The organism is Paraburkholderia sp. (genome assembly GCF_028283785.1).
In the GTDB taxonomy this organism is placed as follows: domain Bacteria; phylum Pseudomonadota; class Gammaproteobacteria; order Burkholderiales; family Burkholderiaceae; genus Paraburkholderia.
In genome coordinates this window covers 371,525-388,955 of sequence record NZ_JAPWKB010000012.1, presented here as the reverse complement: position 1 = coordinate 388,955, position 17,431 = coordinate 371,525, and the positions used below count along the sequence as shown (strand labels likewise).

The 17,431-nt window shown below is 64.6% G+C and carries 14 protein-coding genes and 2 pseudogenes; 13 read left to right on the top strand and 3 right to left on the bottom strand.

Features of this window, described 5'->3' with window-relative positions; translation table 11 throughout:
• Nucleotides 1-156: 156 nt before the first annotated feature.
• The 3 genes from PW947_RS13490 to PW947_RS13480 all read right to left on the bottom strand — a co-directional run bounded on the left by PW947_RS13490 (nucleotide 157) and on the right by PW947_RS13480 (nucleotide 3,192).
• Nucleotides 157-1,263, bottom strand: a complete 1,107-nt coding sequence (locus tag PW947_RS13490) for an NAD(P)/FAD-dependent oxidoreductase (protein WP_299632825.1) — start codon at nucleotides 1,261-1,263, stop codon at nucleotides 157-159.
• A gap of 350 nt (nucleotides 1,264-1,613) precedes the next feature.
• Nucleotides 1,614-1,967 (bottom strand): DUF4148 domain-containing protein, encoded by a 354-nt coding sequence (locus PW947_RS13485; protein ID WP_299632824.1) that lies wholly within the window; start codon nucleotides 1,965-1,967, stop codon nucleotides 1,614-1,616.
• Between the two features lie 247 nt (nucleotides 1,968-2,214).
• Entirely contained in the window at nucleotides 2,215-3,192 is a 978-nt protein-coding gene (locus tag PW947_RS13480; protein ID WP_299632823.1) for an AAA family ATPase, read from the bottom strand.
• A 314-nt stretch (nucleotides 3,193-3,506) separates the two neighbouring features.
• Between PW947_RS13480 and PW947_RS13475 the strand changes: the two genes are divergently transcribed.
• The 13 genes and pseudogenes from PW947_RS13475 to PW947_RS13415 form a co-directional block, all read left to right on the top strand.
• Entirely contained in the window at nucleotides 3,507-4,019 is a 513-nt protein-coding gene (locus PW947_RS13475) for a hypothetical protein (RefSeq protein WP_299632822.1), read from the top strand.
• Nucleotides 4,020-4,047: 28 nt separating this feature from the next.
• Nucleotides 4,048-4,857: an endonuclease/exonuclease/phosphatase family protein gene (locus PW947_RS13470; protein WP_299632821.1), complete on the top strand. Its 810-nt coding sequence runs from the start codon at nucleotides 4,048-4,050 to the stop codon at nucleotides 4,855-4,857.
• A gap of 76 nt (nucleotides 4,858-4,933) precedes the next feature.
• Complete coding sequence (locus PW947_RS13465) at nucleotides 4,934-5,572, top strand: LysE family translocator (protein ID WP_299632820.1); 639 nt, start codon at nucleotides 4,934-4,936, stop codon at nucleotides 5,570-5,572.
• A 509-nt stretch (nucleotides 5,573-6,081) separates the two neighbouring features.
• Nucleotides 6,082-6,852, top strand: a complete 771-nt coding sequence (locus PW947_RS13460; RefSeq protein WP_299632819.1) for a ferredoxin--NADP reductase — start codon at nucleotides 6,082-6,084, stop codon at nucleotides 6,850-6,852.
• A 482-nt stretch (nucleotides 6,853-7,334) separates the two neighbouring features.
• A complete protein-coding gene (locus tag PW947_RS13455; RefSeq protein ID WP_299632818.1) occupies nucleotides 7,335-8,318 on the top strand; it encodes an ATP-binding protein in 984 nt (327 codons plus the stop codon).
• Between the two features lie 10 nt (nucleotides 8,319-8,328).
• A complete protein-coding gene (gene rqpR, locus PW947_RS13450) occupies nucleotides 8,329-8,985 on the top strand; it encodes a response regulator transcription factor RqpR (protein WP_299632817.1) in 657 nt (218 codons plus the stop codon).
• 349 nt (nucleotides 8,986-9,334) lie between these two features.
• Nucleotides 9,335-10,726 (top strand): amino acid permease, encoded by a 1,392-nt coding sequence (locus PW947_RS13445; RefSeq protein ID WP_299632816.1) that lies wholly within the window; start codon nucleotides 9,335-9,337, stop codon nucleotides 10,724-10,726.
• A gap of 268 nt (nucleotides 10,727-10,994) precedes the next feature.
• Nucleotides 10,995-11,516 (top strand): (2Fe-2S)-binding protein, encoded by a 522-nt coding sequence (locus PW947_RS13440; RefSeq protein WP_299632815.1) that lies wholly within the window; start codon nucleotides 10,995-10,997, stop codon nucleotides 11,514-11,516.
• A 10-nt stretch (nucleotides 11,517-11,526) separates the two neighbouring features.
• Complete coding sequence (locus PW947_RS13435; protein WP_299632814.1) at nucleotides 11,527-13,917, top strand: xanthine dehydrogenase family protein molybdopterin-binding subunit; 2,391 nt, start codon at nucleotides 11,527-11,529, stop codon at nucleotides 13,915-13,917.
• A gap of 15 nt (nucleotides 13,918-13,932) precedes the next feature.
• Nucleotides 13,933-14,728: pseudogene (locus PW947_RS13430) on the top strand (xanthine dehydrogenase family protein subunit M).
• Nucleotides 14,729-14,776: 48 nt separating this feature from the next.
• Nucleotides 14,777-15,664, top strand: coding sequence for a MoxR family ATPase (locus tag PW947_RS13425; RefSeq protein WP_299632813.1), 888 nt, complete (start codon nucleotides 14,777-14,779; stop codon nucleotides 15,662-15,664).
• Nucleotides 15,665-15,669: 5 nt separating this feature from the next.
• On the top strand, nucleotides 15,670-16,959 hold the full coding sequence (locus tag PW947_RS13420; RefSeq protein WP_299632943.1) for a VWA domain-containing protein: 1,290 nt from the start codon (nucleotides 15,670-15,672) through the stop codon (nucleotides 16,957-16,959).
• A pseudogene (locus PW947_RS13415) lies at nucleotides 16,950-17,372 on the top strand (carbon monoxide dehydrogenase subunit G); the annotation flags it as partial. The gene PW947_RS13420 and the pseudogene PW947_RS13415, both read left to right, overlap by 10 nt.
• Nucleotides 17,373-17,431: the final 59 nt, after the last annotated feature.

Sequence of the window (17,431 nt, the reverse complement as noted above, 5' to 3'; positions counted from 1 at the left end):
GACTCACCGTTCTTCGACGGCGGTGCCCAAGCATAGCAACGAAGCCCCGCTGCGTGAGCGGTCAAATGGTAGAGATAAGCGATTCGCTAGGGCGCCGGGCGGCGTCCCGTCCACGCGTGACGTGCGCATTCGGCACGCTGGCGAAAGCATTCAACGCTACACGCGTCCGCTGATTTCGCAGACGCGTTGCGCAATCGCCAGTGACGCCGTCAATCCCGGCGATTCGATGCCGAACAGGTTCACGAGGCCGCGCACGCCATGCGCGGACGGTCCTTGAATCACGAAGTCGGCGGCGGGTTCGCCGGGGCCCGACAGCTTTGGACGGATGCCCGCGTAGGCCGGTTGCAATGCGTCGTCGGGAAGCGCGGGCCAGTACGCGCGAATCGCGGCGTAGAACGATTCGGCACGACGCGGATCGACGTCGTAGTTGATCGCATCGACCCATTCGACGTCCGGACCGAAGCGCGCCTGACCACCGAGATCGATCGTCAGATGCACGCCAAGTCCGGCTTCGTTCGGCATCGGATAGATCAACCGGCTGAACGGCGCGCGACCGGACATGCTGAAGTAATTGCCGCGCGCGAGATACAGCGGCGGCACGTGTCGCGCGTCGAGACCGCGGATGCGTCGGGCGAGCGCATTCGCATGCAGGCCGGCGCTATTGATCACGCATGACGCGGTGAGCCGGGTGGGTGCGTCGCCGCCGACCGTCACGACGAAGCGTCCGTTGCTCGCTTCGATCCCTTCGACCGGAGCGTGAAACGCGCACACGGCGCCGTCGCGTTCGGCGTCGCCTTGCAACGCGAGCATGAACTGATGACTATCGACGATGCCGGTTTGCGGCGAGAACACCGCCTCGACGCATTCGAGCGCCGGTTCGAGCGCCTGCGCTTCCGTACCGCCGATCCGCATCAGATCGAGCACGCCGTTTTCACGGCTCTTCGCGAGAATGCTTTCGAGTTGGGGAATCTGGTTGCGCGAGGTCGCGACCAGCAGTTTGCCGCAGCGCGAATGCGGGACGTTGTGGCTCGCGCAGTAGTCGTAGAGCATCTCGCGACCGCGCACGCACAGCGCCGCTTTCAGCGAACCGCGCGGATAGTAGAGCCCGGCGTGAATCACTTCGCTGTTACGCGAACTCGTGCCTTCACCGATCGCGCCCGCGGCTTCGAGCACGAGCACTTCGTGTCCACGTGCCGCCAGCGCCCGTGCGACGGCAAGCCCAATTACGCCAGCGCCGATCACCACACATTCGATCTGGTCCATATCCGTTGACGCGGCTTTGTGCACCGCGTTCTGCCTCGTTCATCCGTGGAGACCACAACGACACACGGCGGCAGCTCGCGTCTGGAAACAGCGACGGCTCTTGCGCGTGAGCATTCACGTGGACATGAGCGTGGCCGGTGCGTGCCGTCCGTGGTCGAACGTGCCCGCGACCCCGCTGGACGCTTTCGCGCCTCACAGACGCAAATGCCCGCAGTCTTGGCAACTGCGGGCATTCTCTTTCAGGCGGGAGCGCTGGACGGGTTTAGTGTACGCCGTCGTAATGGGTCGCGTGATGCTTTGTGAGCCCCGCGCGTGCGCTCGCCGTCATTCAAGCCGGTAAAACGGGATGCTTAGTTTTCGACGCTGACCGCATGCGTGAACGCTTCGCGCTTCGCCGCAATCCACTGACCGAAATGGCCTTGATGGGTTTCCTGCGCACGCGGCACCGCGTAACCGCCGGTCGCGAACTGTTGCGGATACGCCGGCGCGTTCGGGTTCAGACTCAGCTCGCCATTGGCGCGCGCTTCGACCAGTTCGGCTTTGACTTCGGCGCGCGTCTTCGGACCGTTGCCTGCAGTTGCCGGCGTATCGACGCTAGCGGTGGCTTGCGGGTGATAGAACGGCGCCGGACCGTAGCCGCTCGCGAAGGCGGGCGCAGCAACCACAGCGGAAAGGAGCACAGCGGCAAGGGCGATCTTTTTCATGGTGGATTCTCGATGTCGTCAGGTTTCGTTGTTCGTCGCTGAAATGCTGTCTTGCATTTCGTTGAACCGAGTGTAAACCCGTACTATCGAAAAATCGTCCCGATTAATTGAATTCACTGTTGTCGTTTTCCACACAATCGAGGCCGATCCGCGTTTGCTGACGCGATCGGGGCACCGATCGTTGCACCCACAAAGCAAAAGGCCGCCCGAAGGCGGCCTCGCGCGACTCGCGTTGGATCGCGAACGCCTAAAACCCGATCGGCTTGCGACGCGCGCCGTTATCGAGCCGGATGTCCGCCGCGCCGATCTGATCGCGGCCGTCGATCCGCGCGGAACCGAATCCGTTCAGGATCGCGCGACGCATCTCGCGCGGCGACGCGCTCTTCATCGCGTCGAGTGCGGGCTCGCCGAGCGTCGGCGGGAATCGCAGCCCCCAGCTATGCGCGGAGCGGATCTCGTCGTAGATCGCCTGCGCGATGCGGCGCGTGCCGTCGCGGTCGGGCGGCGGAATTTCATAGACGTTCATCCGGTTCAGGATCGGCTCGGGAATCGAGCGCGCGTCGTTCGCCGTCGCGATCCAGATCACGTGACCCGCGTTGATCGGTATCTCGGCAAATTCGTCGATAAAGGTTTGCGCCGTGTCGTGCTCGAGCAATGCGTACAGCGCGCCGAGCGGATCGTATTGCGAATCGCCGGTGGCCTTGTCGATTTCATCGACGGCGATCACGGGATTCGCGTACGTGCCGTGCACCAGCGCATCGAAGACCTTGCCCGGCTTCGCGTTCTTCCATTGCGACGACGCGCCCGACAGGATCCATCCGGCCGTCAGCGAACTCATCGCGACATAGTGATACGACGTGCCGAGCAGCCGCGCGAGGTGCTTCGCGAAGTGCGTCTTGCCGATGCCGGGATCGCCGAGCAACAGGATCGGCATCAGTTCGAGACGGTCGTCGGTTTCGAGACAGAGCGCGACCTGCTTGCGCACGTCGTCGAGCGGTTCGGCGAAGTTCGGCAACGCGCCGATCAGATCGTCGATCGACGGCATCCGGTTCGGCTTCACGCAGAAGCGCAACGCGCCGTGTTTGAGCATCTTCTCGTAGGTGACGCGCAGCGCTTCGTTCGCGCCCTCGCCTAACTCGTTCAGCGCGCCTTCGACCTGATCGAGATCGTAGACCTTGCTGAAAGACGCCACCGCGATTTCCTGTCTGACCATTGCTGTCGTCATCGCTCACCCCGTCGTGCTGGTCGTGCTGACGGCGCTGTCCAGCGCCGCTCCGATTTCAGTGTTCCCGATGCAATTTCCCTATGCAAGCCAGCAGTCTCGACGGTTTGCTGCTAACGCACATTGCAACGGTTGAAGCGACTCGCGACGTCCCCATCTGCGTGGTCTGTTTGATTTTTCGCAAGCCACTGATGCGGCACGCGAAATGCACTGTTGCTGAACCTGACCCCGTCTACGGTGTCAGAAAAACGTTGCGGGCATCAGGCGTAAGATGAGCGCCTGGTCCCGCGGGATCCAGCCACCGGAGACCCTCATTTATGTGGAAGACCAGTCTCGCCGCCGTACTCGCCGTGTCCGCCGCGACGGCCGGCGCACCGCTCGTGGCGCACGCGCAGACCCGCACGCAAGTCGTGCAATGGCAGGTTCAGGTGATCCAGGACGGCCAGCAGATCGACGCGTTCGACGGCACGACCACCGTCGGTCAGGCACGCACCGACACGCATCATCACGTCACGCAACACAATGTGGGATGCAAGGATCAACCGGCCGGCAGCATCGACCTGTCGCGCACGCTGACGGTGTCGCCCACCCAGGCCGATCCCGACGCCGTCACGCTGCAGATCGATGCGCAGGAAACCCTCGAAGATACCGACGCACGTCAGACCGACACCGGCTGCAAGTCGCCGCCGCAGCCGCGCAAGGTGGCCGCGAGTCATCCCGGTTTACGGGTCGCGGCCGGTCAGTGGGCCACCTGGCAGATCGTCGACAAGAACCCGAGCCTGGTGTACCGGGTGCATGCCGCGATTGCGACCGGCCCGAGCACCCCATGAAGACAACTCAAAACGTGGACCGACCGGCATGCGCAATCCCGAAGAACTGATCCGCGACGTCGCGCAGCCGAAGGTGCAGTCGAAGGACTTCATCGCGGTGAGCTGGAACCTGCACAAGGGTCGCTCGCCGCTCGGTTTCCAGGCGTGGCAGGCGATGCAACGGTGGGTGCAATCTACACACGCCGACGCGTATTTTTTGCAGGAGGCGATGGCGCGGCGCATGCCCGGTCCGATGCTGTCGGGCGGTTTCGGTGAGCCGCTGGCCGATTCCTTCGACGACGTCTGGCATTGCCAGGCCACTGAAATCGCCCGGGCGCTCGAACTGAAAATCGCGCTGGGGCCGAACGTGTTCAAGCCGTCGTGGCGTCACGGCAATGCCATTCTGTCGCCGCATCCGCTCGATCCGGGCGGCCGCTGGGATATTTCCGCGCATCGGTTCGAAAAGCGCGGCTTGCTGGTCGCGCGTGCCACTTTTGCAGGCAAATCTGTGACGCTGCTGTGCGCGCATCTGGCGCTGACGCGGTCGGCGCGGCTTCGGCAGATGAACTGGATCGCGAACTGGATCTCCCAGGAAGCGCCCGAAGGTCCGCTCGTGCTGGCCGGCGATTTCAACGACTGGCGCAACGATTCGGTGCCGCTGTTCGGCGAGCACGGGCTCCATGAAGTCGCCACCTTGCTCGGCGAGTCCGGACGCACCTTTCCGGCGTTCTCACCCGCGCTCGCGCTCGACAAGATGTTCGTGCGCGACATGAAGCCGGTCGAATGGATTCAGCCCGCACAGGAAACGGCGTGGCTATCGGATCACTTGCCGTATATCGCGCGGCTGCGCGTGGATTGATGCAGGGCGCGGCTTGCCGGAACACGGTTGCGCGTAAAATCGTCGCTCCCGCCGCACGCCCTTCTCCGTTCACGTCATGCACTATCTGCCCGCCCTGCTGCAAATCGCCGCCGTCTACTTCATCGCGGTCGCGACGCCCGGTCCGAACTTCTTCATGGTTACGCAATTGTCTCTGGCTGGACGGCGCGGGCTCGGCGCTTCGTCGGCGCTGGGCGTCGGCACCGGCTCGACGATCTGGGCCGCGCTCGCGATGCTCGGCCTCGCCGCCGTGCTGCAGAAAATCGACTGGCTGTACAACGGCGTGCGCATCTTCGGCGCCATCTATCTCGTCTATTTCGGTATCAAGCTGGTGATCGCGAGCCGCAAGCGCGATACGTCGGCCGCCGCGCCCATCACGCCGCCGCCCGCCAACGACGCCGCCGCGCACTTTCGCGCGTACCGCAGCGGCCTGCTGACCTGCCTGACCAATCCGAAATCCTGCGTGTTCTGGACCAGCGTGTTCGCCGCGATGTTTCCGGCCCATCCGCCGCTGTGGTTTTACGGCGTCGTGCTGACGATGATCGGCTGCATGTCGGCGGGCTGGTACGGCAGCGTCGCGCTGATGTTCGCCACCGAGCGCACGCAACGCAGCTATCGCCGGCTGCGCCGCCCGATCGACGGGCTGTGCGGCGCGCTGCTGGTCGGCCTCGGCGCAAAACTGGCGGCCGACCGCTGAAGCGGCGCGTCGCGCGGGCGGGCGGGCGTCGAACCTCGCCGCTATCACCGCCGACCCCGTCCAGCGGACTTTCCAGCCTTGCCGGCAGGGTCAATGCTGCAGCGCGCGACGCGTTTCGGTATCATCGCAATATTGTGTCAAACGTCGTCAAACGCGCACGCTACCCTGTCGTGCGATCAATTGATGGCCCGTCGCCCGCGTCTGCATCCCCGATCGCCGGCCGCGCCGGATGACTTGGCCGCAGCCGAAACGCGGCTGAACGCCCGCCGTATCCCTGCGGTCCCGCCGACGTCCTCGCGACATCCGGCGTGGTGTACATCGCGACGCCGCTGCGAAGGTCAGGCTCCGCTTGACCCTGCACAACCCCCGCGCCGCCACCCGCCGGCAGCAAGCGCGGTAAAATAGCAGATTGCGCATCAGTCCCAGCAACGGGTTGGCGCCGCATCGCCCTTGCCGTGCCGGCCGGCTATTCGTCTGGCCGCCTTTGTTTTCGCACCATCCAAGAAGCCATGAGCAACCTGAATCCACAAACCGTCCTGAGCGTCCATCACTGGACCGATACGCTTTTTAGCTTCACCTGCACGCGCGACCCGTCGTTCCGTTTCGAAAACGGCCAGTTCACGATGGTCGGCCTCGAAGTCGAAGGCAAGCCGCTGATCCGCGCTTACAGTCTCGCCAGCGCGAACTACGAAGAACACCTCGAATTCCTGAGCATCAAGGTGCAGGACGGTCCGCTGACGTCGCGCCTGCAGCATCTGAAGGTGGGCGATCAGGTCCTGATCGGCAAGAAGCCGGTCGGCACGCTGATGGCCGACAACCTGCTGCCGGGCAAAACGCTGTGGCTGCTGTCCACGGGCACGGGCCTCGCGCCGTTCATGTCCATCATCAAAGATCCGGACATTTACGACCGCTACGACAAGGTCGTGCTGACGCATACCTGCCGTTTCGTCGACGAACTGGCGTACAAGGAATACATCACCGACCACCTGCCGCAGCACGAGCATCTCGGCGAACTGGTTCAGGAAAAGCTGGTGTATTACCCGACGGTCACGCGCGAAGCGTTCCAGAACCGCGGCCGCATCACCGAGCTGATCGAAACCGAAAAGCTGTTCGCCGACCTCGGCGTGCCGGGCTTCTCGCTGGAAAACGACCGCGTCATGCTGTGCGGCAGCCCGCACATGCTGCGTGACACGCGCGCGCTGCTCGACAGCCTCGGCTTCAAGGAAGGCAGCAACAACGAGCCGGGTCATTACGTCGTCGAGAAGGCATTCGTCGGCTGATCGCCGATCCAGCGCATTGCGCTGTCGCCTGCAAAAACCGGAGCTTCGCGCTCCGGTTTTTTTTCGTCCGCGCAATCTCGACGGCGATCCGTACACGCCGTTTTGGCCGCTTGCGACAGTGCGTCGCGGTTACAAATTGCGTCAGCGCGACGCACTTTGGATGTAGGCGTTTTTCCTACATATTGGAACCGGATTCCTTCATCCTGTGCGCGAATAATCCCTCGCTTAGCCTTGTCTTCACTGCATTTTTGATTTTTTTGCGCTATGATTCGCGGCAATTCACATCGCGCAACAAAGCTTACCAGGGTTCCTGCTGTTTGTTACCGAATGTAAATATCGTTACGCTACGCCGTAGCAAAAGTCCGTCACGCGATGTCGCACGGTCGGGTGTCAAAGTTGGAGATCAGGCTGCACTTCTCTGGCTTCACGCCGTCGACACACGCCCGGGCCCATGTCCGGGCCGCATCCTGAAAAGGTGAGTCATGGATACGTCGATAGTCGTCCCGATCAACGCACACGCCGTTGCCGCCGTTGCTACCCTTGCCCACGATCCGGGCGCATCTCCTGCCACGCTCGCTTTATCCGCTGACCTCACGTCCAGCGGCACGAGCTCGTCGGTCCATTGCACGGCGAGCGTGATCGCCGCCGAAGTCCCCAGCGCGAACCAGCCCGCCGACCATCCCGCCGAACGCGAAGTCACGCGATTGCGCGCCCGTATCCGCGATCTTTCGAGCGAACTCGTACACGCGCAGGAAGCGGCGCGGCGCCATGTCGCGCGTGAGTTGCACGACGGCGTCGGCGCGGAACTGACGGCGACGCGTTTCGCGCTCGCGGGCGTCGAAACCTGGTTGCCCGGCGACGCGCCGCCGCAATGCGCGGCCGCGCTCGAAGTGGCAAACCGCTCACTCGACGCCGTCTGCGAAGCGAATCGCCAGGCCGTGGCCGAATTGCACGGGCCGTCGCTGGATGCGGGAATCGTCGGTGCGCTGGCGCAATGGAGCGGCGACTTCGCCGACCGTACGCGTCTGCGCACCAGCTTCGTCTGCGCCGCCGACGTCCGCCTGACGCGCCTGCCCGCCGACGCCGCGCTCGCACTGTTTCGCGTCGCGCAGGAAGCCCTGAACAACGTCGCGCGCCACGCACGTGCGACCGGCGCCGACATCCGCCTCGAAACCAGCCGTCGTCATCTGACCATCGTGATCGCCGACGACGGCGTCGGCCTCGCGCCGGGCGCCCGCACACGGCGCGGTCACTTCGGCCTCGCCGGCATTCGCGCGCGCTGCGCGGCATTCGATGGCACGATGCGCATCAGCACGCGACGCCGCGACACACCGTCGCATGCACGCGGCACCACGGTTCGCGCGCGTTTCGCGTGGGACGCACTGCTGGCCGACGCGCGCTGCGTCGCCGAACAACGCGCCGAACAGCGCGCGGCGCAATCGCGCCGTCGCTCGACCGCTTCGTGAGGACATCGTCATGAGTCTTCGCATCCTGCTCGCCGACGACCACGCCGTCGTCCGGCAAGGCGTCCGCCAGTTGCTGATCGACCGTCAGATCGCCCGCGAAGTCAGCGAAGCCGAAACCGGCGCCGAAGCGCTCGCGCGGGTCGCCAGTCATCCGTTCGACGCGGTGCTGCTCGATATCTCGCTGCCCGACATGAACGGCGTCGAAGTGCTGAAGCGGCTCAAGCGCAAGGCGCCACGCGTGCCGGTGCTGATGTTCTCGATGTATCGCGAGGATCAATACGCGGTGCGCGCGCTGAAGGCCGGCGCATCCGGTTATCTGTCGAAGACGGTCGATGCCGCGCAGATGATCGGCGCGATCCAGATGGTCGCGGCCGGTCGCAAGTACGTGAGCCCGGCGATGGCCGAAGCGCTTGCTGACTACGTGTCGGTCGATGGCGATCAGATGCCGCACGAGAAACTGTCCGACCGCGAATACCAGACCATGTGCATGCTCGCATCCGGCAAGCGACTCACCGACATCGCGAACGCGCTGTCGTTGTCGGTGAAAACGGTCAGCGTGTACCGCACGCGTCTGCTCGAAAAGATGAAGCTGAGCAATAACGCCGAGTTGACGTTCTACGTGATGAGCAACCGTCTGGTCGACCTGAACCCCGGCATGGCCGGTTAGGCGCGGCGCTTCCGCTTTACCCGCTTTACCCGCTTTACCCGCTTTACCCGCGTTACCAGCTCTACCCGCTCTACCCGCCTCACCGCCAAAGCGGGCCGCCCGGCTCTCTTTCGTCAGACTTCGACATCGCACTGTTCCCACCCGCGCGCCATCCGTGCGCGCCGTTCACGGGTTTTCACGTTTTCCACGCCCGACGTTGCGCCGCGCGACACGCCGGCGCTGACGCCCATCATTGCCGCGCATTTCCGACCTGCAATCCCCAGCGGCTGCCGGGCTCGTATCCGTTAAAATTGTCGGTTTTCCTGATTGACCCGGCGCGGGCCGCCTGCGCCGACCGGAGTATTAAGCAATGTCTTTGTTTCGTAAGAAAAATATCGAGCAGATGCTCGTCGCCCGAGCGCAGAACACCGGGCTGAAGCGGGCGCTCGGTGCGCTGGATCTGACCTTCCTCGGCGTCGGCGCGATTATCGGCACCGGCATCTTCGTGCTGACCGGCACCGGTGCGGTTCAGGCCGGACCGGCACTGATGCTGTCGTTCCTGATTGCGGCCATCGCGTGCGGCTTCGCGGCGCTCGCGTACGCGGAATTCGCCTCGACGATTCCCATCGCCGGTTCGATCTACACGTACTCGTACGCGACGCTCGGCGAGCTGGCCGCGTGGATCATCGGCTGGGACCTGATGCTCGAATACGGCCTCGCGACCTCCGCGGTCTCGGTCGGCTGGTCGGGTTATCTGCAATCCTTGCTGTCGGGCTTCGGCATTTCGCTGCCGGTCGCGCTGACAGCCGCGCCGGGCGCATTGCCCGGTCACGCGACGCTGTTCAATCTCCCCGCCTTCCTGGTGATGATGGCGATCACGTGGCTGCTGTCGCGTGGCGTGCGGGAGTCCGCGAAGATCAACAACCTGATGGTCGGGATCAAGGTGACCGTGGTGCTGCTGGTGATCGTGGTCGGCGTGTTCCATGTGAAGCCCGCGAACTGGCATCCGTTCATGCCGAACGGCTGGAACGGCGTGTTCGGCGCGGCTGCGGTGATGTTCTTCGCGTTTATCGGTTTCGACGCGGTGTCGTCGGCATCGGAAGAAGTGAAGAATCCGAAGCGCGATCTGCCAATCGGCATCATCGCGTCGCTGGGCGTGTGCGCGGTGCTGTATGTCGCCGTGGCGGCGGTAGTGACGGGCATCGTGCCGTCGGCGCAATTCGCGAACATCTCGCATCCGGTTTCGTACGCGTTGCAGGTCGTCGGTCAGACGTGGGTCGCCGGCTTTATCGATCTCGGCGCCGTGCTGGGCATGTTGACCGTGATTCTGGTGATGGCGTACGGCCAGACCCGCGTGATCTTCGCGATGTCGCGTGACGGCCTGCTGCCCGCCGCGTTGTCGCGCGTCCACCCGAAGTATTCGACGCCTTACCTGACGACCTGGATGGTCGGGATCTTCTTCGGTCTGATCGGCGCGCTGGTGCCGTTGAACGTGCTGGCCGAACTGATCAATATCGGCACGCTGGCCGCGTTCTCGATGGTGTCGATCGCGGTGCTCGTGCTGCGTCGCACCCATCCGGATTTGCCGCGCGCATTCCGTTGCCCGGGCGTGCCGGTCGTGCCGCTGCTGGCCGTGGCCGCCTGCGTGTTCCTGATGGTGAACCTGTCGTCGGTCACGTGGATGGCATTCGTCGTCTGGTTGTTGATCGGCCTCGCCATCTATTTCGGCTACTCGCGAAAGCGCTCGCTGCTCGCGAAGTAAGCTCGCGGTTGCAACTTCGCCGGCGGCGCGGCTCACGCGCCGCCGGTCTGGTGTTTCGTCGCACGGCCCCGACCTGGGCGCCGTCGCCCGCCTCGCGCGAACAACAAACCCCTATTGGGCTCCCTCCAAATCTGTGCTTTACTTTTCGCCAGAACGATAAAAAAGTAACAAGAAAGGCACCAGAAAGCACTGAACCGGTCCCGCCCACAGGCAGGCGATAGGTAGTGAATGGGTCAGGCCGGTCTCCATCCCCATAGGAGACAACTTCATGACGATCAGCATCAGTCTGACGGTGAACGGCACGCCCGTGACCGCGTCAGTCGATCCCCATATCCTGCTGGTTCAATTCCTGCGCGAACAGCTCCGGCTGACCGGCACGCACATCGGTTGCGACACCGCGCAGTGCGGCGCGTGCACGGTTCATCTCGAAGGCCGCGCGATCAAATCGTGCAACATACTCGCGGTTCAGGCCGACGGCGCGCACATCACCACCATCGAAGGACTCGCGCAAAACGGCGAGTTGCATCCGATGCAAGCCGCGTTCCGTCAATGCCACGGTCTGCAGTGCGGCTTCTGTACGCCCGGCATGGTGATGAGTGCGACCGCGCTCGTCGCGCAGTGTCCGACGCTCGATGCCGATGAGGTGCGCCGTCAGCTCGACGGCAATCTGTGCCGATGTACGGGGTATCACAACATCGTCAAAGCCGTCCTCGAAGGTGCGGCCGCCATGACCGCCGGCCAGCCCGGCGCAGCCGCCGCGCCCGCCGAAACCGCCAACGCGACCGCCTGAGGAGCCGACGATGAACGCCCCCGAAACGCCCGATACCCATCGGTTGATTGGCGCGTCCGTGATGCGCAAGGAAGACCAACGTTTTCTCACCGGCAACGGCCAGTACACCGACGACATCGTTCTGCCGCATCAAAGCCATGCCGTGTTTCTGCGCTCGCCTCATGCACATGCGCGCATCCGCAGCATCGACACCGCCGCCGCGAAACAGTCGCCCGGCGTGATCGCGATCTTCACGGGCGCGGATCTGGCCGGCGAGAAAGTCGGTGGATTGCCGTGCGGATGGTTGATCCATAGCGTCGATGGAAAACCGATGAACGAGCCGCCGCATCCCGTCATCGCGCATGACAAGGTTCGACATGTCGGCGATCAGGTGGCGCTGGTCATCGCGGAATCGGTCAACGCCGCGAAGGACGCCGCCGAACTGATCGACGTCGATTACGACGTGCTGAAAGCCGTCGTCGATACCGCGCACGCAGCCGATCCGGGCCAGCCGCCGGTTCACGACGAGGTGCCCGGCAACGTCTGCTACACCTGGGGTCACGGCGACAAAGCCGCCACCGACGCCGCGTTCGCGAACGCCGCGCACGTCACGACGCTCGACATCGTCAACCAGCGACTGATCCCGAACGCGATCGAGCCGCGCGCGGTGAACGCCAGTTATTCGCCGCAGGACGACAGCTACACCGTCTACGTCGCGAACCAGAATCCGCATGTCGAGCGTCTGCTGATGGCGGCCTTCGTGCTCGGCCTGCCGGAATCGAAGCTGAGAATCATCGCGCCCGATGTCGGCGGCGGCTTCGGCTCGAAGATTTTTCTGTATGCGGAAGATGTCGCGCTGACATGGGCGTCGAAGAAAATCCGACGGCCGGTGAAGTGGACGGCGGAACGGTCGGAAGCCTTTCTGTCAGATGCGCATGGCCGCGATCATGTGACGACCGCTGAACTCGCAATCGACGCCGACGGAAAATTCCTGGCCATGCGCGTTCACACGATCGCCAATATGGGCGCATATCTGTCCACGTTCGCGTCGAGCGTGCCGACCATCCTGTACGCGACGCTGCTCGCCGGTCAGTACACGACGCCCGCGATCTACGCCGAGGTCAAGGCGGTCTTCACGAACACGGTGCCGGTCGATGCCTATCGCGGCGCCGGGCGTCCGGAAGCGACCTTCGTGGTCGAGCGTCTGGTCGAAACGGCGGCCCGCGAGCTGAAGATCGATCCGGCGGAACTCCGCCGCCGCAATTTCATCCGCTCGTTTCCGTATGCGACGCCGGTCGGCCTGACCTACGACACCGGCGACTACGACACGATTCTCGACCGTGCGCTCGAACTCGCCGACGTCGCCGGTTTTGCCGCGCGCAGACAGGTCTCCGAGCAACGCGGCAAGCGACGCGGGCTCGGGTATTCGTGCTACATCGAAGCATGCGGCCTCGCGCCGTCGAATATCGCGGGCGCGCTCGGCGCGCGTGCGGGTCTGTTCGAAGTCGGCGAGATCCGCGTGCATCCGACCGGTTCCGTGACCGTATTCACCGGCTCGCACAGTCATGGCCAGGGTCACGAAACCACCTTCGCGCAGGTGGTTGCGGACCGGCTCGGGATTCCGCTCGACAACGTCGAAATCGTGCATGGCGACACCGGCCGGATTCCGTTCGGAATGGGCACGTACGGTTCGCGGTCGATCGCGGTCGGCGGCTCGGCGATCATGAAGGCGCTCGACAAGATCGAATCGAAAGCGAAGAAAATCGCCGCGCATCTGCTCGAAGCGTCGGCGGACGATATCGAGTTCAAGGACGGCGTATTTCGCGTCGCCGGAACCGATCGCACCAAAGCATTCGCCGATATCTCGCTCGCCGCGTACGTGCCGCACAACTATCCGCTCGACAAGCTCGAACCGGGCCTCGACGAAAGCGCGTTCTACGACCCGACCAATTTCACCTATCCGTCCGGCGCGTACATTTGCGAGGTCGAAGTCGATGTGGACACGGGCGAGTGCCGGATCCAGCAGTTCACCGCCGTCGACGATTTCGGCAACGTGATCAATCCGATGATCGTCGAAGGTCAGGTGCATGGCGGGATCGGGCAGGGAATCGGTCAGGCGATGCTGGAGCGCTGTGTGTACGACAACGACAGCGGCCAGTTGCTGTCCGGCTCGTATATGGATTACGCGATGCCGCGCGCGTCCGATCTGTGCGATTTCACGGTGGAAACGTCGAAAGGCACGCCGTGTACGCACAATCCGCTCGGCGTCAAAGGCTGCGGCGAAGCGGGCGCCATCGGCTCGCCACCCGCCGTGATCAACGCAATCCTCGACGCGCTCGCGCCGCTCGGCGTGACCGATCTGCATATGCCCGCGACGCCGCATCGCGTGTGGTCCGCGATTCGCGCCGCCCAGCACGCCTGACGCAGGAGATACGACATGTATGCATTCGACTACCAGCGCGCCGCCGATCCGCAAAGCGCGGTGACCGCGCGCGCCGCCGACGACGAAGCGAAATACCGCCGGTGGCCAAAGTCTGCTGCCGACGATGCGTCTGCGGCTCGCGCAACCGTCCGCATTGATCGACGTCACGCGTATCGCGGCGATGAAAACGATCCGCGTCGATGCGGGCATCGTGACGATCGGCGCCGCCGTCTGTCACGCCGACGTCGCGCAACACGCGGACCTGGCTCGGGCGATCCCCGGCCTGAGTGGCCTCGCCGCGCATATCGGCGACCGGCAGGTGCGCGCGCTGGGCACGATCGGCGGCTCGCTCGCCAACGACGATCCCGCCGCCTGCTATCCGGCGGCCGTGCTCGCACTCGGCGGCACGGTCGTGACGGATCGGCGGCGCATCGCGGCGGGGGATTTCTTCGTCGGCATGTACGAGACGGCGCTGGCGCCGGACGAACTGATTACCGCAATCGAGTTTCCGGTGCCCGAGCGCAGCGCGTACGAGAAGTTTCGCAATCCGGCGTCGCACTTCGCGCTGGTCGGCATCTACGTCGCGAAGTTCGCGGACGGCGTGCGGGTCGCGGTGACCGGCGCGGCGTCGTCGGTGTTTCGTTGCGCGGAGCTGGAGGCGGCGCTGTCGGCCGATTTCTCGCAGACCGCGGCGCGCGCCGTCACGGTATCGGCGGCAACGCTGAACACGGATATGCACGCGAGCGCCGACTATCGCGCGCATCTGATTCCGGTGCTGGCCGGTCGCGCGGTTGCGACGGCGAACGGTTAGCGGCGCCGTTCGCGCGCCCATCGCTCACCGACACCTCCGCGCTCCGCCATGCAACCCGACTCGATCGACGACACGATTGCGCGGCTCGCCGCGCAGCAATACTTCGCCAGCCGCGAACTCGCGACGGCGTTGTTTCTCGCGCTGAAAATGGAGCGGCCGCTGTTCGTCGAAGGCGAGCCGGGCGTCGGCAAGACCGAACTCGCGAAAGCGGCGGCGGGTCTGCTCGGCACGACGATGTTGCGACTGCAATGCTATGAAGGTCTCGACACGGCGAGCGCGTTGTACGAGTGGGACTATCCGCGTCAGATCATGGCGCTGCGGCTGGCGGAATCGGCAGGTGAGCGGCCGGATAACGACACGCTGTACCGCAGCGAGTTTCTGCTGAAGCGCCCGTTGCTGCAGGCGCTGCTGCCCGACGACCAGCATCCCGGCGCACGACGCGTGTTGCTGATCGACGAGATCGATCGCGCGGACGAGCCGTTCGAAGCGTTTCTGCTCGAACTGCTGTCCGATTTTCAGGTGTCGATTCCCGAGTACGGCACCGTGCGCGCGACGCAGCCGCCGCTCGTGATCATGACGTCGAACCGCACGCGCGAAGTGCACGATGCGCTGAAGCGGCGCTGTCTGTATCAGTGGATCGGCTATCCGGAACGCGAGCGTGAACTGGCGATCGTCGCGGCGCGTGCGCCGGACACGTCGGCGGAATTGCAGCGGCGCGCCGTGGATTTCGTGTACCGGTTACGCGGCATGGACCTGTTCAAGTCGCCGGGCATCGCGGAAACGATCGACTGGTGCCGCGCGTTGTCGGCGCTGAGCGTGACCGAACTCGATCCGCAATCGGTGCAGAACACGCTGGGCGTACTACTCAAGTATCAGGACGACCTAGCGCAACTCGACGCCGAACGGATCGCGCAATGTCTGGCCATCGCGGAGTAACGCCGATGGCGTTGCCGACACTTTCCGACGATCCCGGCGACACCACCGCGCCGACGCTCGCGCGCAATGTCGTCCACTTCGTGCGCGTGCTGCGCGGCGCGGGTTTGCCGATGTCGCCCGCGCACTCGGTCGATGCACTCGCGGCCTTGCACTGGATCGATCCCGCCCGGCGCGACGACGTGCGCGCGGCGCTTGCGACCGTGCTGATTTCCGCGCCCGACCAGCGCGAACTGTTCGATGCGGCGTTCGACCTGTTCTGGCGCGACCCGGATTGGGCGGGCAAATTGCGCGCGCTGCTGCTGCCGAAAGTACGCAACGGGATACCGCCGCCCAGGCGCAATAACCGCCTCGCGGACGCGCTCGCGATTCGCCCGCCGCCGTCGCCGCATCCTCATCCGCCGCCGGCTACCGACATCCGCGAGTTGCGCGCGCACGTCACGTTCAGCGCCGAAGAGCGGCTCACGCATCGCGATTTCGACACGCTCTCCGCCGACGAATGGCGCACGCTGCGTCATCTGATCCGCGGACGCCGCGTGCCGCTCGCCACGGAACGGACCCGCCGCCTGAAAGCGTCGTCGCGCGGTACACACGCGGACCTGCGCGCGAGCGCGCGGCACGCCGTGCGGGCAGGCGGCGACTGGACCGTGTGGAAATATCGCGCGGTGGTGGAACGCAAACCGCCGCTCGTGCTGTTGCTCGATATCTCCGGCTCGATGAGCAGCTACTCGCGCGCGGTGCTCTACTTTTGCCACGCTTTATTGCAATCGCGCGAACGACTTCAGGTATTTCTGTTCGGCACGCGACTCACCAACGCGACCCGCGCGTTGCGCGAACGCGATCCGGATGTCGCGATTGCCGCGCTCGCCGATCAGGTCGTGGACTGGTCGGGCGGTACGCGAATCGGCGCGGCGCTCGGCGAGTTCAACCGGCGATGGGCGCGCCGCGTGCTGAGCGGACGTGCGACCGTGCTGTTCGTCACCGATGGCCTCGATCACGAAGCGATCGACGTGCTCGACGCCGAGATGGCGAGGCTACGCCGTTTCGCGCATCGGATCGTGTGGCTGAATCCGTTGCTGCGCTTCAGCGGCTTTTCGCCGAAAGCACGCGGGATTCAGGCGATCCTGCCGTATGTCGATGCGCACCGGCCGGTTCATAACCTCGACAGCCTGACGGCTTTCGCACGCGATTTCGCGCAGGGCGGCGCGCTGCGCGCACCGGAACGCACCGCGAGCGCGCCGCGCGGCGTGCCGACCACGAAGTTCTCGATACCCGGAGGAGCGACGTCATGGAACTGAGCGAAAGTTACAGGCTGCCCGTCTCGCAGCAACGCGCGTGGGAAGCGCTGAACGACACCGAGATTTTGCGCGCGTCGATACCCGGTTGCGACAGCATCGAGGCCGACGGCGACAACGAATACGCGCTGTCGATGAGCGCATCGGTGGGGCCGGTCAAGGCGCGCTTCAAGGGCCGCATGCGACTCACCGATATCGACGCGCCGCGCACTTACACGATCGTGTTCGAGGGCCAGGGCGGCGCGGCGGGGTTCGGCAACGGCAACGCGCGCGTGACGCTCGAACCGGACGGCGACGACGCGACCACCCTGACGTACACCGCTAGCGCACAAGTCGGTGGAAAGCTCGCGCAAATCGGGTCGAGACTGGTCGACGGCGCGGCGAAAAAAATCGCCGGTGAGTTTTTCAAGCGATTCGAGGGCCTGGTGAGCGGCGGAATCGAAACCGATGTACAACCCTGAAGACACAGGCAAAG

Coding starts and splice junctions, on each gene's coding strand:
- PW947_RS13455 (WP_299632818.1), top strand. CDS start 7,335: ATGGATACGTCGATAGTCGTCCCGATCAACGCACACGCCGTTGCCGCC.
- PW947_RS13490 (WP_299632825.1), bottom strand. CDS start 1,263: ATGGACCAGATCGAATGTGTGGTGATCGGCGCTGGCGTAATTGGGCTT.
- PW947_RS13475 (WP_299632822.1), top strand. CDS start 3,507: ATGTGGAAGACCAGTCTCGCCGCCGTACTCGCCGTGTCCGCCGCGACG.
- PW947_RS13470 (WP_299632821.1), top strand. CDS start 4,048: ATGCGCAATCCCGAAGAACTGATCCGCGACGTCGCGCAGCCGAAGGTG.
- PW947_RS13465 (WP_299632820.1), top strand. CDS start 4,934: ATGCACTATCTGCCCGCCCTGCTGCAAATCGCCGCCGTCTACTTCATC.
- PW947_RS13440 (WP_299632815.1), top strand. CDS start 10,995: ATGACGATCAGCATCAGTCTGACGGTGAACGGCACGCCCGTGACCGCG.
- PW947_RS13445 (WP_299632816.1), top strand. CDS start 9,335: ATGTCTTTGTTTCGTAAGAAAAATATCGAGCAGATGCTCGTCGCCCGA.
- PW947_RS13485 (WP_299632824.1), bottom strand. CDS start 1,967: ATGAAAAAGATCGCCCTTGCCGCTGTGCTCCTTTCCGCTGTGGTTGCT.
- PW947_RS13435 (WP_299632814.1), top strand. CDS start 11,527: ATGAACGCCCCCGAAACGCCCGATACCCATCGGTTGATTGGCGCGTCC.
- PW947_RS13420 (WP_299632943.1), top strand. CDS start 15,670: ATGGCGTTGCCGACACTTTCCGACGATCCCGGCGACACCACCGCGCCG.
- PW947_RS13480 (WP_299632823.1), bottom strand. CDS start 3,192: ATGACGACAGCAATGGTCAGACAGGAAATCGCGGTGGCGTCTTTCAGC.
- PW947_RS13425 (WP_299632813.1), top strand. CDS start 14,777: ATGCAACCCGACTCGATCGACGACACGATTGCGCGGCTCGCCGCGCAG.
- PW947_RS13460 (WP_299632819.1), top strand. CDS start 6,082: ATGAGCAACCTGAATCCACAAACCGTCCTGAGCGTCCATCACTGGACC.
- rqpR (WP_299632817.1), top strand. CDS start 8,329: ATGAGTCTTCGCATCCTGCTCGCCGACGACCACGCCGTCGTCCGGCAA.